21 protein-coding genes and 1 other annotated feature are annotated in these 24,582 nt (G+C 36.5%); of the genes, 19 read left to right on the forward strand and 2 right to left on the reverse strand.

Annotation, left to right across the window (positions count from 1 at the left end; translation table 11 throughout):
- Positions 1-339 precede the first annotated feature (339 nt).
- The 8 genes from LS684_RS06085 to LS684_RS06120 all read left to right on the forward strand — a co-directional run bounded on the left by LS684_RS06085 (position 340) and on the right by LS684_RS06120 (position 8,437).
- Positions 340-1,125: a DUF2268 domain-containing putative Zn-dependent protease gene (locus tag LS684_RS06085; RefSeq protein WP_233810724.1), complete on the forward strand. Its 786-nt coding sequence runs from the start codon at positions 340-342 to the stop codon at positions 1,123-1,125.
- A 180-nt stretch (positions 1,126-1,305) separates the two neighbouring features.
- On the forward strand, positions 1,306-2,331 hold the full coding sequence (locus LS684_RS06090) for an ABC transporter ATP-binding protein (protein ID WP_233810725.1): 1,026 nt from the start codon (positions 1,306-1,308) through the stop codon (positions 2,329-2,331).
- On the forward strand, positions 2,331-3,347 hold the full coding sequence (locus LS684_RS06095) for an ABC transporter ATP-binding protein (RefSeq protein ID WP_233810726.1): 1,017 nt from the start codon (positions 2,331-2,333) through the stop codon (positions 3,345-3,347). The genes LS684_RS06090 and LS684_RS06095 overlap by 1 nt, the downstream gene beginning before the upstream one ends.
- A 35-nt stretch (positions 3,348-3,382) precedes the next feature.
- Positions 3,383-5,110 (forward strand): oligopeptide ABC transporter substrate-binding protein, encoded by a 1,728-nt coding sequence (gene opp4A / locus LS684_RS06100; RefSeq protein ID WP_233810727.1) that lies wholly within the window; start codon positions 3,383-3,385, stop codon positions 5,108-5,110.
- A 34-nt stretch (positions 5,111-5,144) separates the two neighbouring features.
- Positions 5,145-6,110 carry an oligopeptide ABC transporter permease gene (opp4B, locus tag LS684_RS06105; RefSeq protein ID WP_233810728.1) on the forward strand — a complete coding sequence of 322 codons (966 nt, stop codon included), beginning with the start codon at positions 5,145-5,147 and terminating at the stop codon, positions 6,108-6,110.
- A 12-nt stretch (positions 6,111-6,122) separates the two neighbouring features.
- On the forward strand, positions 6,123-7,040 hold the full coding sequence (opp4C, locus tag LS684_RS06110) for an oligopeptide ABC transporter permease (protein WP_233810729.1): 918 nt from the start codon (positions 6,123-6,125) through the stop codon (positions 7,038-7,040).
- A 344-nt stretch (positions 7,041-7,384) separates the two neighbouring features.
- A complete protein-coding gene (locus tag LS684_RS06115; RefSeq protein ID WP_233810730.1) occupies positions 7,385-7,597 on the forward strand; it encodes a YuzI family membrane protein in 213 nt (70 codons plus the stop codon).
- Positions 7,598-7,693: 96 nt separating this feature from the next.
- Positions 7,694-8,437, forward strand: a complete 744-nt coding sequence (locus LS684_RS06120; RefSeq protein ID WP_233810731.1) for a YjbA family protein — start codon at positions 7,694-7,696, stop codon at positions 8,435-8,437.
- Positions 8,438-8,505: 68 nt separating this feature from the next.
- On the opposite strand, the gene trpS is transcribed toward LS684_RS06120, so the two are convergent.
- Entirely contained in the window at positions 8,506-9,495 is a 990-nt protein-coding gene (gene trpS / locus LS684_RS06125; protein WP_233810732.1) for a tryptophan--tRNA ligase, read from the reverse strand.
- 254 nt (positions 9,496-9,749) lie between these two features.
- Positions 9,750-9,996: a binding site (T-box leader), on the reverse strand.
- A gap of 584 nt (positions 9,997-10,580) precedes the next feature.
- On the opposite strand from trpS, the gene LS684_RS06130 reads away from it, so the two are divergent.
- The 5 genes from LS684_RS06130 to LS684_RS06150 all read left to right on the forward strand — a co-directional run bounded on the left by LS684_RS06130 (position 10,581) and on the right by LS684_RS06150 (position 16,207).
- Positions 10,581-12,230: a peptide ABC transporter substrate-binding protein gene (locus LS684_RS06130; RefSeq protein WP_233810733.1), complete on the forward strand. Its 1,650-nt coding sequence runs from the start codon at positions 10,581-10,583 to the stop codon at positions 12,228-12,230.
- A gap of 103 nt (positions 12,231-12,333) precedes the next feature.
- Entirely contained in the window at positions 12,334-13,269 is a 936-nt protein-coding gene (locus LS684_RS06135) for an ABC transporter permease (RefSeq protein ID WP_233810734.1), read from the forward strand.
- 3 nt (positions 13,270-13,272) lie between these two features.
- Positions 13,273-14,190, forward strand: a complete 918-nt coding sequence (locus tag LS684_RS06140; protein ID WP_233810735.1) for an ABC transporter permease — start codon at positions 13,273-13,275, stop codon at positions 14,188-14,190.
- Positions 14,191-14,201: 11 nt separating this feature from the next.
- The gene (locus tag LS684_RS06145; RefSeq protein ID WP_233810736.1) at positions 14,202-15,269 is read left to right on the forward strand and encodes an ABC transporter ATP-binding protein; all 1,068 of its coding nucleotides are present in this window, start codon (positions 14,202-14,204) and stop codon (positions 15,267-15,269) included.
- 2 nt (positions 15,270-15,271) lie between these two features.
- The gene (locus LS684_RS06150) at positions 15,272-16,207 is read left to right on the forward strand and encodes an ABC transporter ATP-binding protein (RefSeq protein ID WP_233810737.1); all 936 of its coding nucleotides are present in this window, start codon (positions 15,272-15,274) and stop codon (positions 16,205-16,207) included.
- A 346-nt stretch (positions 16,208-16,553) separates the two neighbouring features.
- Here LS684_RS06150 and LS684_RS06155 read toward each other — a convergent pair whose 3' ends face one another.
- A complete protein-coding gene (locus LS684_RS06155; protein ID WP_233810738.1) occupies positions 16,554-16,739 on the reverse strand; it encodes a hypothetical protein in 186 nt (61 codons plus the stop codon).
- A gap of 221 nt (positions 16,740-16,960) precedes the next feature.
- Between LS684_RS06155 and LS684_RS06160 the strand changes: the two genes are divergently transcribed.
- The 6 genes from LS684_RS06160 to pepF all read left to right on the forward strand — a co-directional run bounded on the left by LS684_RS06160 (position 16,961) and on the right by pepF (position 24,577).
- The gene (locus LS684_RS06160) at positions 16,961-17,536 is read left to right on the forward strand and encodes a GNAT family N-acetyltransferase (RefSeq protein WP_233810739.1); all 576 of its coding nucleotides are present in this window, start codon (positions 16,961-16,963) and stop codon (positions 17,534-17,536) included.
- Between the two features lie 631 nt (positions 17,537-18,167).
- Positions 18,168-18,563, forward strand: coding sequence for a transcriptional regulator SpxA (spxA, locus tag LS684_RS06165; RefSeq protein ID WP_233810740.1), 396 nt, complete (start codon positions 18,168-18,170; stop codon positions 18,561-18,563).
- A 496-nt stretch (positions 18,564-19,059) separates the two neighbouring features.
- A complete protein-coding gene (gene mecA, locus LS684_RS06170) occupies positions 19,060-19,728 on the forward strand; it encodes an adaptor protein MecA (RefSeq protein ID WP_233810741.1) in 669 nt (222 codons plus the stop codon).
- An 83-nt stretch (positions 19,729-19,811) separates the two neighbouring features.
- Positions 19,812-21,323 carry a cardiolipin synthase gene (gene cls / locus LS684_RS06175; protein WP_233810742.1) on the forward strand — a complete coding sequence of 504 codons (1,512 nt, stop codon included), beginning with the start codon at positions 19,812-19,814 and terminating at the stop codon, positions 21,321-21,323.
- A gap of 124 nt (positions 21,324-21,447) precedes the next feature.
- On the forward strand, positions 21,448-22,650 hold the full coding sequence (locus tag LS684_RS06180; protein ID WP_233810743.1) for a competence protein CoiA: 1,203 nt from the start codon (positions 21,448-21,450) through the stop codon (positions 22,648-22,650).
- Between the two features lie 106 nt (positions 22,651-22,756).
- The gene (pepF, locus tag LS684_RS06185; RefSeq protein WP_233810744.1) at positions 22,757-24,577 is read left to right on the forward strand and encodes an oligoendopeptidase F; all 1,821 of its coding nucleotides are present in this window, start codon (positions 22,757-22,759) and stop codon (positions 24,575-24,577) included.
- Positions 24,578-24,582 lie beyond the last annotated feature (5 nt).

The raw sequence follows: 24,582 nt of genomic DNA on the forward strand, positions 1-24,582 counted from the left end.
GAGAATACTCGGACTTTTAGACTGTAGACATCTCGAAGCAATTTGAGTTTGTCTATAGTCTTTTTTTATTTATAATAGAAAAACTTTGAACATGTTACTTCCATTCAGGCAATGGACTGAGGAAAGCAAGCATCTGGATTACTATTCTCACAACATTCACTATTTTAGTACGATATTGCATAATGGTAAAACTCGTGAAGCTAATGGATATACCGCTTATTCTTATGGATTTCAAACTCAATCAAGTATTGAAGCAATTAGAAATTACATCTGACTCCACTTTCCCCTCCAAAATAAACAACAATAAACATAAATAATCATAAACTAACGTAAATATTAGTGAGGAGTGGGGAAGATGGGGTAATACGTACAGACGAATGGCTCAAAAAAGACTTAAACCAACCGATACTTATTTGCAAACGCCTACTTAATGACTTTCAAGAAAAACACCCGGAACCTATTTACGAGTATTTACGAAACTTTGGAATGTATAGACCGGGAATAAGTAGCCAGCAACAATTTCAGAAGCTCCAGGAAATAGATGTATGGAATAAAATCGAAAAGATCTATCAAAAATACAAGAAAAAATGGGATGGCCCCGACCTACCCATTTACATTTTTCCCTTTAATGATCAAGTGAAAAATCCAGAGAGAAGCGAAGCAAAAGCAGGAGTGTCGTTTAAAGATAAAATGTTTTTGTTTCTAAGTCCATTAAATGATGAAAAGGAATACGAAGCACTTTTCGTGCATGAATACCATCATGTCTGTCGAATATATCAGCAAAAGAAATCGATATCGGATTATACTCTATTAGATTCAATTGTGTTAGAAGGACTCGCTGAGCATATGGTAGAGAAATATTGCGGAGAAGAATATATAGCAAAATGGTGTCGATATTATTCTAGAGACAAACTGGAAGATTTTTGGGAAGAATATATCCTTAAGTATAAGGATTCTAGGAAAGGAGAAGCCATCCATGAACGAGTATTATATGGGCTTGGAAGGCTTCCCGTCTTGCTTGGATACGCAGCTGGATATTATATCATTGAAAATTACAAGAATGAAAATCATTTTTCTACAAAAGCAACTTTTATTTTGCCAACCGAAAGTTTTATAGATTCGTAGTAATTATTTTCTTAACACGAAACGCTTTAAAGCCCTAAAGATTGGGCTTTTTTTAATTTTCATATAAAAAGAATATTAATAATTGTAAAAAAAATCTTGCAAATGTAATCGGATTGTAATAGTATTTTAATCAAATAGATGAAATTGACAGATAATTTCAAAAAATATAAGAGGTGTACTATGAGCGTTAAAACTCCATTGAAAAAAGACGCACCTTTACTTGAGGTGAAAAATCTAGAAACAGCCTTCTCCATTGATGGCGAATACCATAATGCGGTTGACAATGTGTCATTTACTGTTAAACCACGCCAAGTTGTTGGAATCGTAGGGGAGTCAGGTTGTGGAAAATCAGTGATGAGTCTCTCGATCATGAAGCTTCTTCCTAAAGGCATCGGAAAAATTCGTTCAGGTGAGATTTTATTTAACGGTGTCCATTTAGAGAATATGTCAGATAGAGAGATTAATAAAGTTCGTGGAAAAGATGTAGCGATGATTTTCCAAGAGCCAATGACTTCATTAAACCCAGTATTTTCTATCGGGTTTCAGCTTCAAGAAGTTCTTTTTAATCACATGAAGATTTCTAAAAAAGAAGCACGATTAAAAAGCATCGCCTTATTGAAAAGTGTAGGGATTTCAAGGCCTGAGAAAATAGTGGACGAATATCCTCATCAATTATCAGGGGGTATGAGACAAAGGGTTATGATTGCAATTGCAATCGCATGTCAACCAAAGCTATTAATTGCAGATGAGCCTACAACTGCGTTAGACGTAACGGTACAAGCCCAAATCTTGGACCTGCTTAAGGAAATTCAACAAGTGAATGACATGTCAGTCATTCTCATTACACATGACCTTGGTGTTGTAGCAGAAATGTGTGATGAAGTGATTGTTATGTATGCCGGAAAGATTGTTGAACGCACGGACGTTGATTCTTTATTCCATAAGCCGAAGCATCCTTATACGAAGCTCTTAATGGGTGCGATTCCAAAGATGGATGAAAATGTAGAAGTGTTGAGTTCAATTAAAGGAATAGTTCCATCCTTAAAGAATATGCCGAAGACAGGATGTAAGTTTGCTGCTCGTTGTCCTCAAGCTATGACTGAGTGTACAACTATTAGTCCGAAGCTAGCAGAGAATGAAGATGGACATGAGGTCTCTTGCTTACTCTACGAAACAAGTCAGCCGAAAGCAGGGGTGAACGCATAATGTCAACAGATGTAAAAGATTCACAAGTAACTAAAAGAGATAAAAGTCAAAACGAAACATTATTAGAAGTTATTAATCTAAAAACATACTATCCAATCAAGGGTGGGATTCTTAGAAGAACGATTGGTGCAGTTAAAGCAGTCGATGATGTGTCCTTTGAAATCAAAAAAGGAGAAACTCTTGGCCTAGTAGGAGAATCAGGATGCGGTAAGTCGACAGCAGGAAGAACAATTCTTCGCTTACTAGAGCCAACCGACGGAAAAATCATATTTGAAGGAAATGATATTACAAATGTAAGAGGAACTACTTTACGAAAGATTCGCAAGGACTTTCAAATGGTGTTCCAAGATCCATATGCGTCCCTTAATCCGACTATGATGGTTGGACATCTCGTTTCGGAACCAATTCGAAACTATTATAAAAAGTCTCAAAGTGAGCTAAAACCAGAGGTGATTGAACTTCTAGAGAAGGTTGGTCTACCAGAAGATGCTTATTATAAATATCCCCATGAGTTTTCAGGTGGACAGAGACAAAGGATTGGTATTGCGAGAGCACTTGCATTAAAACCAAAATTGATCATTGCTGATGAGCCTGTATCAGCTCTAGACGTATCGGTACAATCACAAGTACTAAATCTTCTGAAAGAGCTGCAAGATGAGTTTGATCTTACATTCTTATTTATCGCCCATGACTTAAGTGTAGTAAAACATATGAGTGATCGAATTGGTGTTATGTATTTAGGCGGGCTAGTCGAGGTTGCTGAAAAAGATAGCATTTATGAAGAGCCGCTTCACCCTTATACACAGGCCTTACTTTCTGCTATTCCTGAGCCAGATCCTAGGAAAAAGAAAGAAAGAATCATATTAGAGGGGGACGTACCAAGTCCAATCAACCCTCCATCAGGATGTACTTTCCATCCTCGTTGCGCTCATGCTACTTCTGAATGTCAGAAAATTAAGCCTACTTTAAAGGAGGTGAAGCCTGGGCACAGAGTCGCATGTCACTTATATAATTAAACCCAAAACAAAAAAATGAAATCGGGGGGAAAACGATGAAAAAGTCAGCATTTTGGCTAGTATCAATCATGCTTATTATGTCTCTATTCTTAGCTGCTTGTTCTGGCGACAAGACAAGTAATGAGCCTGAGAAGAAAGATGACGAAGAAAAGAAAAGTGGAGAAGTTCAAGAAGGTGGAACAATTACATTTGGTTACACTCAACCATTTAAAGGTGTTCTTTCGTATGCTTATTACGAAGGGGAAGATGATGCAAATGCCCTTCAATTTATGCACGAGGGTATGGTAGCTTACAATGATGAGCTTCAACCAATTCCTAATTTAGCTGAGTGGAGCTTCAATGAAGATAATACAGTTGTAACATTCAAGCTTAAAGAAGATGTAACATGGCATGATGGTGAAGCATTAACTGCTGAAGATTATGAATATGCTTGGTACTTAATTGCAGATCCAACATATGAAGGAGCACGTTTTGCAAACGTAGCAATGATCAAAGGTGCTCAAGAGTACAAAGATGGTAAAGCTGAAACAATTGAAGGTATTAAAGTTGTAGATGACTACACAATTGAAGTTACAGTAACAGAGCCATCTGTTAACTTAATTGATAATATTTGGTCTTATCCAGAACCAAAGCATTATTATGGTGAATTAACTTCTAAAGAGCTTCCTGACTCTGACCAAGTTCGTAAGAGCCCAATTGGAGTAGGACCATTTAAAGTGAAAAACATTGTACCTGGTGAAATGGTAGAATTTGAGCGTTTTGATGATTACTGGCGTGGACCAGCGAAGTTAGATGGAGTTGTTTATAAAATCATTGACGGTTCTCTAGCTTCAGGTTTAATCGAAAATGGTGAAATTGATGTAATCCAAGCTCCATCTGATCAGTGGGAGCAAATTAAAGCATTATCTAATATTAACCCTGTAACAATCGATGCAATGTCATACAGCTACATCGGTATTGACCAAGGTCGTTATGATGCAAAAGCTGGTAAAGTTGTAATGGATAACCCTAAATTCTCTGATAAGCGTGTTCGTCATGCAATGGCACATGCACTAGATCGTCAATCTTTCGTTGATGCATTCCGTAACGGCTTAGGAAAACCATTAAACGTTCCACTTCCTTCAGTATCTTGGGCTAAAATCGATGATTCTGAAATCAACACTTATGATTATGATCCAGAAAAAGCAAAAGCATTACTTGATGAAGCAGGTTATAAAGATGTAGACGGAGATGGTTTCCGTGAAGATCCAAACGGTGAGAAGTTCACGATTAACTTTGATGCGATGAGCGGTGCTGAAACATCTGAAGCACGTGCACAATTCGTTATCCAATCTTGGCAAGAAGTTGGTTTAGATGCAAAGCTTAATGGTGGAGCTTTAAAAGACTTCAACCTATTCTATGACTCAATCGAAGCAGATGATCCATCTGTAGAAACATTCCATGGTGCATGGGGACTTTCATATGATCCAGATCCAGCTGGTATTTGGTTATCAACTGATAAGTGGAACATGTGGCGTTGGTTAAGCGAAGAGTCTGATGCTTTAATCAAGAAGGGTGTTCAATTCCCAGAAGGTGACCAAGACGTCATCGAATATCGTAAAGAAGTATATGCTGAGTGGCAAAAGCTTGTAAACGAAGAGCTTCCTGTTATCTTCTTCGAGCAACGTGAAGATGCATGGGCAATCAACAAGCGTGTTGGTGGAGTGAAAGTAACTCCAGGTGGAACGGATGAGTTCTATAACTGGCATATCGTAGCAGAATAATAGAGAAATCAATGTTAGATAAGGGGAATGGAGTATGCTACAGTACACAATTCGAAGACTCATAGGTATGATCCCCATTATCTTCCTTATCTCAGTAGTGGTATTTACCCTGGCAAAGCTTATGCCAGGGGATGCCCTATCTGGAAAGATAGACCCACTAAATTCTGACCCAGAATATATTGAAGAGATGAGAGAGAAGATGGGATTAAATGACCCAATTCCTGTTCAATATTTCCGCTGGATGTCTGGTGTGGTCAAAGGAGATTTTGGTGATTCATTTGTTCATAAACAACCTGTAATGGAATTGATCGGTCAGCGTTTACCGAATACGATTATTTTAGGGATATCCGCATTAATAATCACGTACATTTTAGCATTTTTGATGGGGCGCTTCTCAGGAAGGTTTCCATATACAATAGGAGATTATTTGATATCAGGTTTAAACTATTTAGCTCTAGCAATTCCTAGCTTTGTTGCTGCGTTAGTAGCGATTTATATTTTTGCTATTAAGCTAGGCTGGGTACCAGCAAGTGGAAGTATCGGTACTGGGGTAGAAGCCGGCACAATTGAGTATTTTATCAGTAAAGCAAAGCACACCGTTTTGCCTGCAATCGTGTTAGGTGCGATGGCAACAGCAGCATATACACAGTTTTTACGAAATGATATGATTGAAAGCTCTCGCAAAGATTATGTTCGTACAGCAAGAGCGAAAGGTACGAAGGAATCAGCGATTTATAATAAGCATATTTTACGAAATTCGATCATTCCAATCGTTACATTATTAGGATTTGACATTGCCAACCTTTTAGGTGGAGCAATTATTACCGAGTCGATTTTTACTTATCCGGGTATTGGGTATTTGTTCGTTGAATCAGTAAATTCTCGTGATTATTCTGTTATGATGGCAATCACAATGATGTTGACGATCTTAACTCTAATCGGAAATCTTGTAGCTGATATACTATATGGTTTAGTAGATCCGCGAATTCGCTTAAGTTAGGTAGGTGAGAGTATGGAACCAGTAACACAAACGAATACCACATCTGTGGTGGAGAAACCGAAGCCACCAAAAAGCCAATCACCATGGGCTCTCGCCCGCCGAAAGTTTTTTAAGAATAAAATCGCAATGGCTAGCTTACTCTTTTTGATAACAATTACGTTTATGTCAATTTTTGCAGAGCCTCTAACAATGCCTGTTGAAGAAACTGCAAAGATTAACTTAACACAAATTGGAAAAGAGCCATCTTCGGACCATTTTTTAGGTACAGACAAGTCTGGAAGAGATGTATTTGCAAGAACCCTACATGGTGGTAAAACATCATTAATGCTTGCATTCTCTATCACCATTTCTGTTATCACATTAGGTACAATTGTTGGAGCAGTAGCTGGTTTCTTTGGTGGATGGGTTGATAACGCACTAATGAGATTCACAGATTTTATCATGAACTTCCCATTCTTATTATTTGTTATCGTATTACAGTCTATTTTCTTAGAATCAAGTACTGGTACACTAATCTTTGTAATCAGTGTTCTAAGCTGGACAGGTACAGCACGTATCGTACGAAGTAAGGTAATGGCTGAAAAAGAGAATGAATACATTATGAGTGCGATTTCAATAGGATGTTCTTCTACCAAGACGATTGTCAGACACTTATTACCTAATGTTATGTCTACGATTATCGTACAAGCTACGATTACGTTAGCAGCCATGATTGTTGCGGAAACAGGGCTTAGTTTCCTAGGATTTGGAGTTCCAATGAATATTCCAACTTGGGGGAACATGTTACAAGATGCTAGAAGCCCAGATGTTCTAACAAGCAAATGGTGGATTTGGATTCCACCTGCAACGGTATTAACGATGACTATTCTTTCTATTAACTTTATCGGTGAAGGGTTAAAAGATGCATTTAATCCAAAATCAAATCGTTAAAAAGATAACTCCCTAAAAACGGGGGTTTTTCTTTTGTGCGAAAATTTATGTAATAGATGGGGGGAAAGTAATCGTTCAAATACTCATATTTTTCCATATTAATTACTCTGCATTTGTGCACTTTCACTAGTTCTGCTCTTTCTCTAAGGTTAATAATTTAATAGAGCATAAAGAGCTTTTCTTATCTGATATGTCTATTTAATATGGACAATTTAACTAGTATTTTTTTTCACACACTCATATTGTAGCAAGACACTCATATATATAGAAAAAAGTGGACAAGTTTTAGAGGAGATGTTCATAATGCTATTCTATGTAAAAAATATAGGACATAGGAATTTAACATGATTATTCGAATATTCCTTTTATTTACAGGGTTTGGAATCGCTGTCTCGGGGGGAGTAAGTACCGTTGCCTATTTAAACCTGTTAACAACAGGGCATGGATTTTTAGAGTATTTAGAATTTATTTCTTCTCGAATCGAATGCTATCTTCTCCCTGCGGGTATATTCATTATATGGACGAGTATATACTTTCCAAGTAAAGGCGAAGAATAGTCAGTTTTTTGGGATAACGTATCAAAATAGGAATAAATTTACTTGTGTCTGCCCATACTGAGAGACAAAATAGTTTGTTGAAGTGGGGGTTATAACATGCTTTATCTTCATGATGTTTGGGTTAATTGGTTTGAAGGAGAAGAAAATGGATATAATGTGTGTCCGTTCCATGAGTGGAGAAAGGATGATGGCGTTGAATTACTTGATCAAGTGCCACTCATAAAAGTAGAAACCATACTATTCAACTACATAGAGAACGACTTAGCGGAATTACCACAACAACTTATGGACGACATTTTCCAAAAAGCGTATTTACGAAAAAATCATGAAAGAATTCAGTTAGATTACTGCTTTGTTATATCAGATGGGACAGGCATTATAGCCATTGACACAATAGGTTACAATATTCCAATACGGAAAAGTAGACTAATACCAAGGCAGGAGCAATTAGTATACGAGATGTTAGAAAATCATGAAGCTGGGAAATATTCCTTTAAAGGAGAAAAAGGGAAGGACTTCCACATTTTATCTCCTGAACCTGAATTAATGAGCGGATTAACAAGAAAAGAAAGACAATTAAAGCAGTTATTGTTTATGGCATTAGACCAATTGCATTCATCCACAAACGAGGCAGAAGTAAGGTATTGGTATACTGAATGGTGTCCCGAAAGGTACTCTCATATCCAACAAATGGAATTTACTGAGGCATGGTCACACCTATATAGTGAGTTGAAGTATGGTTGGACAGATAAGCATGAAACATTTTGTGAAAATATTATAAAGGGACAGCCATTTTTTGAGAAGCTTTGGGAGCTTGAAAATGGATCAAAGGTAAACTAAAAAGGAGCTGAAATCTCAGCTCCTTTTGCTTTACACTTAGAGGTGAATTTTCAAATTCAAAACTAAAATTATCGTCTCTTTCTCCCTAGCCCCATTGCATTTTCCATTTTTTTCACCATTTTACTAGCTACAAAGTTTGCTTTTTCTGAGCCTTTATCGAGGATTTCATCAAGTTCTTCTGACTCCATCAATGAATAGTATTTCTTTTGAATCGGTTCGATTTCATGGATGACTACTTGAGCAAGATCAGCCTTAAATTCCCCATATCCAACGCCTTCATATTTTTGTTCTAAACTCTCTATTGTTTCATTAGTAAAGATAGAATAGATAGATAGGAGGTTTGATACGCCTGGCTTATTCACTTTATTATACTTCACAATACCTTCAGAATCTGTCACAGCACTTTTAATTTTCTTTTCGATTTGCTTTGGCTCGTCTAGAAGGGTTATAAAAGATTTTTGGTTCGGATCAGATTTACTCATTTTTTTAGTCGGTTCTTGTAAGGACATCACTCGTGCACCTACCTTTGGAATACGAACCTCAGGTACGGTGAAAATGTCATTATACTTTTTATTAAATCTTTCAGCTAAATCGCGAGTTAATTCTAAATGTTGCTTTTGGTCTTCTCCAACAGGTACTAAGTCTGTATTATATAATAAAATGTCTGCTGCCATAAGAGGTGGGTATGTTAACAAACCTGAAGATACTGCCTCCTTACCAGCAGATTTATCTTTAAATTGTGTCATTCTTTCAAGTTCTCCAATATAAGAAACACATGTCATCATCCAACCTGCCTGAGCATGTGCAGGAACTTCCGACTGGATAAACAGTGTTGCTTTCTCCGGATTAATACCGACAGCAAGGTACATAGCCGCTAAGCTGCGAATATTTTTCCGCAACTGTAATCGCTCCTGTGGCACCGTAATTGCATGTTCATCAACAATACAGAAATAACAATTGTATTCATCTTGTAATTCTACAAATTGCTTCATTGCTCCAATGTAATTACCTAAAGTAATTACACCACTTGGTTGAATACCAGAAAAGATGGTTTTCATTTTCGTTTCCTCCTATTAAATGTATTACCGGTCCCGATCTAATATCAGCTTCACCTTATAATAGAAGATTTACACTTGATAGTAGGTGAATTAATGCATGAAAGACGAAACCATAAATTGAATTTCACATAAGACGAATGGTAGATCATAGAGAGTCTAGAGTAACTAACAGCTATATTCGTCCACTAGTATTGTGTTTGACAACTACATTTGATAAAAATTACCCATAAAAAAAAAGACCATTCCCCTAACAAAATAGGGACGAATGCTCCGCGTTGCCACCCTATTTACTCTTGAGAAAAGAGTCTCTTACTCCCTAAATTGTAATAGGGCACCTTTGTAACGGAAGGTGATTCGCTAGGGAATAATTTGTTATTGAGAAATAACATTTCCTGCCTAGGGCTCGAAAGTCCATTCCATTTATCTTTGTACTTGTTCACACCTACCACAAGCTCTCTAAAACAAATTAATAAATGTACTACTCTTTTTCATTGCCTAAAATAATATAATTACTTCTAAAATATAACAAACGGACAATAAAATCAAGAAATTAATGAAAAAAGAGTTGAATTTCTCCCTGTTAAAGTGTTAAATAAATAACGTAAGAAAGTGAGTTATTATTCGACAAAATCTTTTGTTATTTGATAAAAATTTCGAAATGTTTAAATTTCATAAAACCTAGTAAAAATGCAGGATTGCATAATGTTTTTACTAGAATAGTAATTTTATGCATTGAAAACTCACTTGCAATAAACATTTAAAGTATTTATAATGAATGTAACAAACGAAATTTTTACGAAATTGTAACAATTACTTAAAATGCATATGTATAACTACGATACAGCATTCAAATCCTACAGAGGAGTAAGTTTATAGAGTACATATTAAAGTACCTGAAATTGTCAGAATAGAAGGTAATCTTTAAGAATATGAACTTATTTTTTTGTAAGTTCAATAGTCAGTAAATTCCTATAACTAGAATTGACAGATTATTGAAAGAATATACTCGTAGTGGACATTTGTTTTAAAAAGGTGTACAAATGTAAAAAGCGTTTGTTGTAAAGAATATAAAAGGGGGAAAAATTGTGAAAAAGAGATTATCGATCTTTTTTAGCATGTTGTTAGTTCTTAGCATGTTCTTAGCTGCTTGTAGCGGTGGAGATAACAATGCTAAGGAAGGAGACAAAGGTGGGGACGATACTGAAAAGTCAAGCGTACCACAAGAAATCGCAGTTAACATTAATACTGAGCCTTTCTCTTTAAACCCTGGATTAGCAAACGATGCAACTTCAGGTGGAGTATTACTTCAAACTTTCGAAGGATTAACTCGTATCGATAAAGATGGAAAACCTCAACCTGCTATGGCAGAGGAAATCACTCCTTCTGAAGATTTAAAAACGTATACGTTTAAATTACGTGATGCAAAATGGACAAACGGTGACGCTGTAACAGCAGAAGACTTCGTTTATGCTTGGAAATGGGCATTAGATCCAGCAAATGAATCACAATATGCTTATCAGCTTTACTATATCAAAGGAGCTCAAGCTGCAAATACTGGCGAAGGTTCTCTAGATGATGTAGCTGTAAAAGCTGTAGATGAAAAAACGTTAGAAGTTACTCTTGAAAATCCAACACCGTACTTTTTAGAACTTACAGCATTCTACACATATTTTCCTGTAAACAGCAAAGTTGCTCAGGAAAATCCTGATTGGGCAGCAGATGCTGGTGAATCATATGTATCAAATGGACCTTTCAAAATGTCTGAATGGTCTCACTCAGATAAAATCGTTTTAGAAAAGAACGAAAATTATTGGGATGCAGAAGCAGTAAAGCTTGAGCGTATTGAAATGTTCATGATTAATGATCCAAACACTGAGCTTTCTATGTTTGATAACGGTGAATTAAGTTGGGCTGGTTCTCCATTCGGTACACTACCAACTGACGTTCTTCCACAGCTTAAAGATGAAGGTAAGTTAAACGTTCAGCCAATCGCTGGTACTTACTGGTATAAATTTAACACTGAGCAAAAGCCTTTAGATAACAAAAACATTCGTAAAGCATTAGCTTATGCTATTGATCGTAAAGCGATCGTAGAGAACATTACTCAAGGTGGACAAATTCCTGCAATGGCAGCTGTTCCTCCATCCATGATGGCTGAGAACGAAAAAGGTTACTTTGCAGATCATGATGTAGAAAAAGCTAAAGAATTTTTAGAAGCTGGATTAAAAGAGATGGGTCTATCAAGTGCATCTGAATTACCAGCAATTAACCTTTCTTACAACACAAGTGAAGCTCACCAAAAGATTGCACAAGCAATTCAAGATATGTGGGCTAAAGATCTTGGAGTAGAAGTAACTCTTGATAACGCAGAGTGGAAAGTTTATATTGATAAATTACATTCTGGTGATTATCAAATCGGACGTATGGGTTGGTTAGGTGACTACAACGATCCAATCAACTTCCTAGAGCTTTTCCGTGATAAAAAAGGCGGAAATAACGATACAAACTGGGAACATCCAGAATTCAAGCAATTGTTAATTGATTCTGCTTCAGAAGCTGACCCTGAAAAGCGTAAGCAAATGTTAAAAGATGCAGAGGAAATTTTCATTGATGAAATGCCAGTAGCACCAATTTACTTCTACACTAATACTTGGGTACAAAACGAAAAGCTAACAGATGCAGTAGTATCAGGTCTTGGTGACATTCAATTAAAGTGGGCATATATTGCTGAGTAACCCACAATTGAATACTCAATAATAATAACAAGGTATATGGGCTCGCGCTCATATACCTTCGTTTCTGAATAAAAGCTTTTACTAAAATTTGGAGGTGTATCCATTGGTTAAGTATATAGGTAAACGGTTGTTGTACATGCTTATATCGCTATATTTAATTGTAACAACAACATTTTTCCTCATGAGATTGGCACCAGGTAACCCGTTTACATCTGAAAAACAACTTCCACCTGAAATACAGGCAAGTTTAAATGCCCACTATGGACTTGATCAGCCTTGGTATGTGCAGTACGGAGAATATTTATTAAAGATTGTTCAATGGGATTTTGGTCCATCATTTAAATATAAAGCACGAACAGTTAATGATTTAATATCAGATGGCTTCCCGGTTTCTTTAATTTTAGGTCTTGAAGCAATCTTTATTGCTGTTGCAATAGGGGTACTTCTTGGGGTTATTGCTGCAATGAAACATAATAAATGGCAGGATTACACAGCTATGATTATTGCTGTTATGGGTATTTCAGTCCCTTCATTTATTATGGCAACTGTTTTGCAATATTTCTTTGCAATCAAACTCCAATTATTCCCGGTTGCTCGCTGGGAGACGTTTATGCATACGGTCCTACCTGCACTTGCACTAGCTTCAACGCCGATGGCCTTTATTGCCCGTCTTACGCGTTCAAGCATGCTTGAAGTACTAAGTAATGACTATATCAAAACGGCTAAGGCAAAGGGACTAAGTCAAGGTACAATTACAGTTAAACACACGATTCGTAATGCAATGCTACCAGTAGTATCCTACATGGGGCCTTTATCTGCGGGGATTATAACTGGAAGTTTCGTAATCGAAAAAATCTTCGGTATTCCAGGACTAGGTTCACACTTTGTAATGAGTATTTCAAACCGTGATTACACTGTTATCATGGGTGTTACCGTATTCTATAGTATCATCCTATTAACTTCTATTCTCCTTGTCGACATTGCTTATGGATTAATTGATCCAAGAATAAAACTAGCTGGCGGGAAGAAAGGAGAGTAAACAATGGATAAAATGACAAATGATCGTTTTAAAATAGTTGGTTCACAGCAGTCGGATGCTGAAAAAATTTCTAGACCGAGTTTGTCTTTCTGGAAAGATGTTTCTATCCGTTTTAGAAAAAATAAGCTTGCGATGTTTGGAATTGTCTTATTAGCTCTTCTCGTATTTATGGCTATTTTTGGACCGTATATGACGGAGTACGATTATAAGACGAATGACCTAACGAATACGAATAAAGCACCATCTTCCGAGCATTGGTTTGGTACGGATGATTTAGGACGAGACGTGTTTACTCGTGTATGGGAAGGTGCACGTATTTCCTTATTCATTGGTGTTGCAGCAGCACTTATCGATTTTACAATCGGAGTCCTATGGGGAGGAATCTCAGGTTATAAGGGCGGACGTGTTGATGAATTAATGATGCGTTTTGCAGATATCTTATATGGAATTCCATACCTACTATTAGTAATCCTATTAATGGTAGTATTAGGCCAAGGACTTGGTACAATGATTCTTGCGATGACCATTACCGGTTGGATTAACATGTCACGTATTGTTCGTGGACAAGTTTTATCTCTTAAAGGGCAAGAGTATGTTTTAGCAGCTCGCACATTAGGTGCTTCTACTTCAAGAATTATGGGGCGTCACTTGATTCCTAACACAATGGGACCGATTTTAGTAACAATGACATTAACTGTTCCTTCTGCCATTTTTACAGAAGCGTTCTTAAGTTATTTAGGACTAGGTCTTACACCACCGTTAGCTAGTTGGGGAACAATGGCTTCCGAAGGTATTCCTGCTTTAAGATATTATCCATGGCGAATATTCTTCCCAGCGACATTTATTTGCTTAACGATCTTTGCTTTTAATGTTATTGGTGATGGACTTCGTGATGCATTAGATCCACGACTACGTAAATAGGGAGTGAGAACATGAAAAAATTACTAGAAGTAAAAGATTTAAAAGTCTCATTCCAAACTTATGGAGGCGAGGTACAAGCTGTACGCGGTGTATCTTTTGATCTTCATAAAGGTGAGACACTTGCAATTGTTGGTGAATCGGGCTCTGGTAAAAGTGTTACATCTCAAACGATAATGAAGCTAATTCCGATGCCACCAGGAAAGATTACTGGAGGTCAAATCCTTTTTGAAGGAAAAGACATTGTTCCATTAAATGATAAGCAAATGGAAAAAATCCGCGGTAAAGAAATAAGTATGATTTTCCAGGATCCTATGACTTCATTAAACCCAACTATGAGAATTGGGAAGCAGATTATGGAAGTACTAATTAAGCACCAAAATATGTCTCAAACTTCAGCTAAAGAACGTGCAACAGAGCTTCTACGTTTAGTTGGAATTCCAATGCCGGAAAAGCGTGTTAATCAATATCCACATGAATTTTCAGGTGGTATGAGACAACGTGCAATGATTGCCATTGCTTTAGCAGCAAGTCCCAAGCTATTAATTGCCGATGAGCCTACAACTGCACTCGACGTTACGATTCAAGCTCAAATTCTTGAATTAATGAAAGATCTTCAAGAAAAGATGGATACATCAATTATTTTCATCACACATGACCTTGGAGTTGTTGCTAACGTTGCTGATCGTGTAGCTGTTATGTATGCTGGCCAAATCGTTGAAATGGGTACGGTTGATGAAATTTTCTATGATCCACGTCACCCATATACATGGGGCCTTCTTGCATCAATGCCAAGCTTAGATAATGAAGATGAAGAAGAGTTAGCTGCAATACCTGGTACACCGCCAGATTTAACAAATCCACCAAAAGGTGATGCATTTGCAGCCCGCAATAAATATGCACTTGCAATTGATTTTGAAGAAGAACCACCTATGTTCCAAATTTCTGAAACTCATTTTGCTAAAACATGGCTTCTTCATCCAGATGCACCAAATGTTGAACCACCAGAGTCAGTTAAGAAACGTATTCGTCAATTATCCTCTAACTTTGAAAAGCCTATTTTAGTTGAGGAGGGTAAATAATCATGGCAGAAAAATTACTTGAAATAAAAAATTTAAAACAGCATTTTAACGTAGGAAGACCAAATATGGTTAAAGCTGTTGATGGTATAACATTTGATATCTACAAAGGCGAAACACTTGGTCTAGTTGGTGAGTCAGGTTGTGGAAAATCTACAACTGGTCGTACAATTATTCGCCTCTACGATGCAACAGATGGTCAAGTAATATTTGATGGAGAAAATGTTCACGGAAAAAAATCTACATCGGAATTAAAAAAGTTCAACCGCAAAATGCAGATGATCTTCCAAGATCCATATGCATCTTTAAACCCACGTATGACAGTAGCTGATATCATTGCAGAAGGTATTGACATACATGGTTTAGCTAAAGACAAAAAGAAACGTATGGAACGTGTATATGAGTTGCTTGAAACAGTAGGTCTTAATAAAGAGCATGCGAACCGTTACCCACATGAGTTCTCTGGTGGGCAAAGACAACGGATTGGAATCGCACGTGCACTGGCAGTAGAACCTGAATTCATCATTGCGGATGAGCCAATCTCTGCGCTAGACGTGTCAATTCAAGCTCAGGTTGTTAACCTAATGAAGCAGCTTCAACGTGAAAAAGGGTTAACATATTTGTTTATTGCCCATGATCTATCAATGGTTAAATACATCAGCGATCGTATCGGGGTAATGTATTTTGGAAAAATGGTTGAGCTAGCGCCTGCAGAAGATTTATACAAAAATCCACTGCATCCATATACTCAATCACTATTATCAGCTATCCCACTTCCAGATCCGGATACAGAGCGTACCCGTAAAAGAAAGAGCTACGATCCAAACGTACACAATTACTCGGATAACGAACAAGTTGAGATGCGTGAAGTTTCACCAGGACACTTTGTTCTATGCTCAGAAAAAGAGTTCCAACAATATAAAGCGCAATACAAAAGTTAAACAAAAACGATCTCAATAATTGAGATCGTTTTTCTATTTATGGTTAGTCTAGCTTTTTGTAAGCAACTTTTTAAAAAAATAGATAAATCCTATGAACTAACCAAGTTGAAAAACGACTTTGTATTTCGAATATTGAAATTCTTTTTATTATCATACAATAATTTGATTAAAAATACCATTAAAATTTTCTTAAAAAAGTAAATTTTTAAAAAGTTATTGTTCCCAAACAAAAAACCGCCTATTTAAAAAGTACTTCTATAATCTAATAGAAGGCTTTCTTAATAAGCGGCTTTTTATTTGACACAATATTTACATAATGTATTATTAATAATAGGGAAATAAATAATTAATTCTTTTTCCCACCAACGCTTTTCCAGCCAGTTTGAAAACGTTCAGACTGATCCACAAATTCGGTTCTTCGTTTGCCACCGAATAGTTTTTCTCCGATTCCGTTTGTAAAAACGCCTAAAAATGCTGTGAAGCCAATTACAAGCAAGGCAACAATTGTTAGATCTGTTACGTAACCAACCATTTGATAAACCTCCATCTTTCTTTTTCACAGGAAATCTGTGATACATCTGAATGAAAATCCCCTTAACCTTATTTTAAAAGAAGTGAACATGTATTAAAAGGGGAAAATAAACAAATACTTCCGTTGATGAGAAATTTTTTCATATCTATAGTGTCAGTATATGGCTGGATAAAGAAAGCTGGGTGCTTATCGGTTGGAATTAAAATCGAAGGAGTTATTTTATGCATTGGTATGAGAAGTTAAATCAATACTTTCCAGTAGAGGAAATGAAATCAAAAGAGCATATGGAGACGCTTTTAAAGGAACGCTCAGAAATTTATCATAAGGACGAAGGACAACATCACGTATTGATGTATGCTGAACTAGATCAATTTGTGTTTATCGATTATTTATTTGTATCAAAGGCATCAAGAGGTCAAGGTCTTGGACATAAGCTAATCACGAAATTAAAAGAAAAGGGAAAGCCCATCATTCTAGAAGTAGAGCCGATTGATTATGAGGATTCAGATTCAGAAAAGCGATTGCATTTCTATAAAAGAGAAGGATTTGAACATGCTCAATCGATTGGGTATCGAAGACGATCTCTTGCAACAAATGAAATAAATGCGATGGAAATATTATATTGGTCCCCAAGTAACGAGTCCGAAGAAGTAATCTATGAGGGAATGAAGCAAACGTATGAATTAATACATACGTACCGTGACAAGCACTTCTATGGGGCATCCTATCAGCCAGTTGAAGAAGTATTAACATATGAGAAAGACCACGATAACGAGGACTTATTAGGCAAACTGTAAGTTCAATTCATACCAAACTGTAGGCGCTCGCTACCAATCGAGATGCCTACAGTTTTTTTATGGGAAATATAAAATGTATCGAAGTGAATTCATCTCTATACCCACATTTAGCAGCAACCCCATCTACGTTGTTTGCTGGAGATGGGGTTGCTGCTTTGGGTTTTGTTCCATGTTTGCGTTTTCACTACCAAATAGGTAATTGAGAATAAAACTGAAGAAAAGCAGGTTTTTTTCATAGTAAAAGGGGTATATAAATGGTAGCCACTTTTTTCAAATAGATAAGGTTTTCCGTAGATTACCTCAATAATAAAAAAATAATAAAAATCCAAAAGAAAAAATGAAACTTTTTTTTATCTCAAACGTCTATAATAGTAATGACCAAGTAGTGAGGCTATTTATTTCATTGACACTAATAGTTGTTATTTCATTTCCACCAGAAACTATTTGAAATAATTATTTATAAGAGATTTGAACTAAAAATCGTCAATTGAAAAAAAGATACCTTTTTGGTCAGAGTTAGTGTATAATAATCAATATAAATTACTTAATTAAAGTAATTTTAATTTACAATTAACTTATATATGCATACAGTATATATATTTGATAATTTTAAGGGAGTGTGAATTTGTAAATGGTCACATTATACACTTCACCAAGTTGTACATCATGTAGAAAAGCTAAGTCTTGGCTTGAAGAACATGAAATTCCTTATACAGAAAGAAACATCTTTTCTGAGCCCTTATCAATTGAAGAGATTAAGGAAATTTTACGTATGACAGAAGATGGAACAGATGAAATAATCTCTACCAGATCTAAAACATTCCAAAAACTGGATGTTAACTTAGAAACATTACCATTACAAAACCTGTTTGAGCTGATTAAAGATAATCCAGGATTGCTTCGCCGTCCGATTATCATTGATGAGAAACGATTACAAGTTGGTTATAACGAAGATGAAATTCGCCGTTTTCTTCCAAGAAAGGTGCGTACATTCCAGCTTCGTGAAGCACAGCGTTTAGTTAACTAACAAATGAGACCTTCGTTATTCATAGCGGAGGTCTTTTCTTATTGCTTTGGAAGGTATCAAATTTATTCAATATTGATAAGTGCTTATTCATCCTTCGCATGGCTCCTAACCTGACCAAGTTGCCCTGCGTTTCTGTTCTCTATTGGCTTCTTTTCATTCAAGGGAATTATGTTCAAGAAATGAACAGATTATATGCACAACTAAAGAATACAGTTTCAATATTTGTGAGTTGAAAAGGATTCTGATAAAATACAGGGAATATCAGTTGAGATATAGGCATATAATTGTTTTTTCGTAAATAGGTATTTTTATTTCCCTTTATCCTCTTTTTGTCATAAAATAAAAGTAAAAGTACAAGGTAAGCAAGATCTTACTTATCTTGTGACATAAGGGGATATCCCAACTGAATGTTACGACAATTTCACGTAACTTTACTAACTCAGGTGCAGGGGGTATTTAGTCCCTTCAACTTAAATCAGAAGGGAGAGATTTCTTGATGGAAATTGAACGCATTAACGATCATACAGTAAAATTTTATATATCCTATGGTGACATAGAAGAGAGAGGCTTTGACCGTGAAGAGATCTGGTATAATCGGGAAAGAAGTGAAGAACTCTTTTGGGAAATGATGGATGAAGTTCACGAAGAAGAGGATTTCTTAGTTGAAGGTCCTTTGTGGATTCAAGTGCAAGCATTAGATAAAGGTTTGGAGGTTCTAGTAACGAAAGCTCAATTATCAAAAGATGGACAGAAATTTGAGCTTCCTGTTCCAGATGAAAAACTGAAAGATCTTCCAGTTGATGAGAAAATAGAAGAGTTACTAGATCAACACTTTAACCATAAGAGACCAGATGAGGACGATTATTCCTTTGATGAACCCCTTGAGTTCCTAATTACCTTTAGAGATTTTGAAGACGTAATTGGATTGTCAAAACGGGAAGCGTTAGATGTCCTTACTACTAAATTCTATTCATTTGAGGGTAAGTATTACTTGTTTGTTGAATTCTCTGAGGAAGAGTTTGATGAAAATGATGTGGATAATTATTTAAGCATCATCCTTGAACATGGGGAAGAAGCGCAAGCAACCATTCATCGTGTTGAGGAATATGGGAAGCTAATTATTGCCGAGCAAGTATTCTCGGAATTAAGAAAGCACTTTAATTGATCTATATGCCGATTTCATAGCTGGAATCGGTATTTTTACTGTAAATAATCAATTTAGTTCTATAATGGTAGGTGAAGAGAGAGTTGAAAAATACCGTTCAGGTAATCATATTTACAGCCATTATTTTTGCTGTTATGTATTTTTTAGATGATATCATTCATGTAAGCTTCTTTGGCTTATTAAGTATTCTCATTTCCTTAACCGTAATTATTATTGGGTTTGTCATTTTCTTTGAGAACAGGCACCCGACACAAACATTAACTTGGTTGATTGTTTTAGGAAGTTTTCCTTTAGTAGGGTTTATCTTTTATTTATTATTCGGTCGAAACTATCGGAAGGAAAAGATGTTCCGTAAGAAATACTTCCTTGATAAGCAAGCATTTATGCAAATTGAAGGAGAAGTGGATCCTGTTAGTCGAAAAAAGATGGAACAAATGGAGAATCATCAACGTAAACTCTTCTATTTGGCTCAAAATTTAGGGAATAGTCCCATATCATTTGCTACTTCTACTAAGGTATTAACGAATGGGGAAGAAACGTTTGATGCTATTTTAACAGCGCTAAAAAATGCCATCCATCATATACATATCGAATATTATATTGTTCGCCATGACGAGATAGGTAATCAAATAAAAGACTTATTAATAGAAAAGGCAAAATCAGGAGTAAAGGTTCGCTTTCTATATGATGCTGTTGGTTCATGGAAGCTATCTAAAGGCTATATAGAAGAACTGAGAGCAGGTGGAGTAGAGGTAGTTGCGTTTGGTCCTGTAAAGCTGCCAGTGTTAAACAGCAAATTCAATTTTCGAAATCACCGTAAGATTATCGTCATCGATGGTTCTGTAGGATTTGTAGGCGGATTAAATATTGGAGATGAGTATTTAGGTCGAGTAGAACAATTTGGGTTTTGGAGAGATACCCATCTCGAACTAAAAGGTGAAGCTGTTCGATCATTACAGCTAATTTTTCTACAGGATTGGTATTACATGTCCAATCAAAGCTTGCTGACAGCCGAATATTTATCGCCTATTCTTGAGGAAAATATACATGGGGGAGTCCAGCTTATTGCAGGGGGACCAGATAATGAATGGAGTGTCATCAAAAATATTTTCTTTTCTATGATTACTTCCGCTGAGAAATCCGTTTGGATAGCATCACCTTATTTTATCCCTGATGAAGATATATTTTCAGCGATTAAAATTGCAGCTTTAAGTGGTATCGATGTTCGAATTTTAGTGCCGAAAAAACCTGATAAACGGATTGTGTTTCATGCTTCCAGGTCGTATTTCCCTGAGCTTCTCGAAGCAGGTGTGAAAGTGTATGAGTACGAAAAAGGCTTCATGCATAGCAAAATCATCATTGTGGATGATGAGCTAGCATCAATTGGCACATCTAATATGGATATGAGGAGCTTTCATTTAAACTTTGAAGTGAATGCGTTCTTATTCCGAACAAGAAGTACGCAAAAGCTAGTGACAGAATACTTAAACGATCTAGAAGAATCAAAAGAAATAAATCTAACCGATTTTAATAATAGACATATCGGGTTGAGGATCCTCGAATCAACTTCAAGGTTACTCTCTCCATTATTATAAGCTGTGAAAGGCCGTCAATGAGTGATGGTCTTCTTTTTTTTGTGCAAGAAAAATTCACAAATTAAAGACAGGATTTCACTCTATGAAGCCGAATAGTATTAGAAAAATGAAAAGGAGGATATTGATGTTGCTTACAGCTATTAATAAAAATGGTGATGCGATTCGGCTTGGTGTTCATTTGTCTCGATTTCAGCTCACTGAGTTGAAGAGACAAGAGAGTTTTCATTGCCCTGTTTGTGGAGGTGCATTATATTTAAAGATTGGGAGGAAAAAAATTCCTCATTTTGCCCATCAGAAAGCTACCAATTGTTTAGAACACTTTGAACGTGAATCAGAATATCATATGCTAGGGAAGCTTCAATTGTTTGATGCGCTTGAGCAAACGGGTGTTAAGCCAACTCTTGAACCGTATTTCCATACCATTAAGCAAAGACCAGATATTTGTTTTTCATATGGTACAAAGCTCTATGCAGTAGAATTCCAATGCTCAACAATTCCTGAAGAAATATTTATTAAACGGACTGAACAATATCAGCAACAAGGAATTACTCCGGTATGGATTTTGGGTGGTAATCGTCTAAAACGAAAGAGTGCAAATACGGTTTCTCTATCTGGATTCGATTATCTATTTCTTTCTGACAGAGGGGACTTTCATATTCCATATTACTGTCCAAGCACAACCCGCCTTATATTTCTCCAAAATCCTCATCCTATCTCAACAACTAAAGCGCTTCTATCCCTTTCCATCTATGCTCTATCGGCACTTACCGTCTTAAAGATTGTTTCTCATATCCATCAACCGTCTCCTCTGGAAAATTCATGGCGAGAAATGGTAGAGAAATATAAGCGGGAATATAGCTATTTTCAAGGAAGAAGAAAAGACCCAATATTAATGGAATTGTACCAAAATCACCTCCCATTTCATTTACTACCTGCAGTAATTGGGCTCCCTGTCACATTTGCTTTCTTTATTGAAACATCCCCGATAGTTTGGCAAGCATACCTCTATCTAGATGTATTTCAACATCGTCTAAAAGGCCAAATAGTCACATTCCAACAAGCATATCAGTCTTTCAAAATAAGAGTAAGAAAGCGGCAAATTAGACTTAGAGTGCTTCCTTTAGTTATGGAAGGAAATGCCTCTCTTGCGGTTATGGATTATCTTTGTTTAATTTGTGAATTGGGTTACTTAAAGAAAGTAGGAACATCAAGTTTTCAAGTAGTCAAAGAAATGAATAGCCCTGTTTCAAGTGATGAATTTTCAAAAGTGTCGAAAGAATTTTATGAAAGCTATAGCAATTTGTTAGGAAAAAGATTAATGAAATAGTAAGATGGAACATAAAATAGCTATTGTTTAGCAGGAATTTTAGCTATTAAAATAGAATCTACTTAGTAAGCTTTTCGGATTCCGAAATGATGAATGGAGGGTTATTATGACAAATGAAACAGCAGTAAAAAAACTTCCTCTGAGAAGTGAGATTCCTGTAGAAGATACTTGGAGATTAGAGGATGTTTTTGAAAGTGATGAAGCATGGGAGAAAGAGTATGAAGAGGTGAAAGCTCTCATTCCAGGTGGGGTAGCATTCCAAGGGAAATTAGGAGATAGCGCAGATACCCTTTATGCTGCATTACAGTATCAAGATGAGATATCTGCTCGAATTGGAAAGTTGTATACATATTCCCATATGCGTTATGATCAGGATACGACGAATTCCTATTACCAAGGGCTAGATGATCGAATCAAAAACCTATACTCTCAGGTTGCGAGTGCTCTGGCTTTTATTGTTCCAGAAATCTTAGCGGTAGATGAGCAGAAAATTCAAGGGTTTCTTAGGGAAAAGGAAGAGCTCAAGTTATATGAACAGGCATTACAAGAAATCAATCTACAAAGACCCCATGTATTATCTGCAGAGCAAGAGGCATTACTTGCGGAGGCATCTGAAGTATTAAATAGCTCAAGTAACACATTTGGGATGTTAAATAATGCGGATCTTGAGTTCCCTACGATCAAGGATGAAAATGGGGAGGAAGTTGAGGTCACACATGGGCGATATACTCGTTTTCTTGAAAGTGAAGATCAGCGGGTCCGCCACGATGCTTTTAAGGCAGTATACGAAACGTATGGTAAATATCGAAACACCTTCTCTAGTACATTAAGTGGAAACGTGAAAAAAGACAATTTTAACGCACGTGTTCGGAACTATCAGTCAGCTCGTCACGCTGCACTTGCTGCCAATAATATTCCAGAGAGCGTCTATGAAAACCTAGTAACCGTTGTGAATGAGCATCTGCATTTATTGCAACGTTATGTAAAGCTTCGCAAGAAAGTATTGGGCTTAGAGGAAGTACATATGTATGACCTTTATACCCCGCTCGTTAAAGACGTAAAGATGGAAGTGAAATACGAGGAAGCGAAGGAGCTTATTTTAAAAGGGTTAGCACCACTCGGCGAAGATTATCAAAATGTCTTAAGTGAAGGATTTGCAAATCGCTGGGTAGACGTGCAAGAGAATAAGGGGAAACGTAGTGGAGCCTATTCGTCCGGGGCTTATGGAACGAATCCATATATCTTAATGAACTGGCAGGACAATGTAAATAACTTATTTACGCTTGCTCATGAATTTGGTCATTCTGTTCACAGTTATTACACGAGAAAAACACAGCCTTACCCATACGGAAATTATTCAATTTTTGTGGCAGAAGTTGCTTCGACATGCAATGAAGCATTGTTGAATGATTTCTTATTAAAGACCATTGATGATGAACAGAAGCGTATTTACTTGTTAAACCACTATTTAGAAGGATTTAGAGGGACGGTATTCCGGCAAACTATGTTTGCTGAATTCGAGCACTTAATTCATAAAAAGGCACAGGAGAATGAAGCCTTAACAGCTGATTTCTTCACAAAAGAATACTTTGCTCTAAATAAAAAGTATTTCGGAGAAGAGGATATCGTAGTAGACAAGGAAATTGGGCTAGAGTGGTCAAGAATACCTCATTTCTATTACAACTACTACGTATATCAATATGCAACTGGGTTTAGTGCAGCAACTGCATTAAGCAAACAAATCCTCGAAGAAGGGCAGCCAGCAGTTGACCGTTATTTAGAGTTTTTAAAAGCTGGAAGCTCTGACTATCCGATCGAAGTCTTGAAAAAAGCAGGCGTCGACATGACTAGTAAGCAACCGATTGAAGATGCATTAAAAGTATTTGAAGAGAAATTAACAGAGTTAGAAGGCTTACTGACTAAATAATAAAA

Source organism: Cytobacillus spongiae (assembly GCF_021390075.1).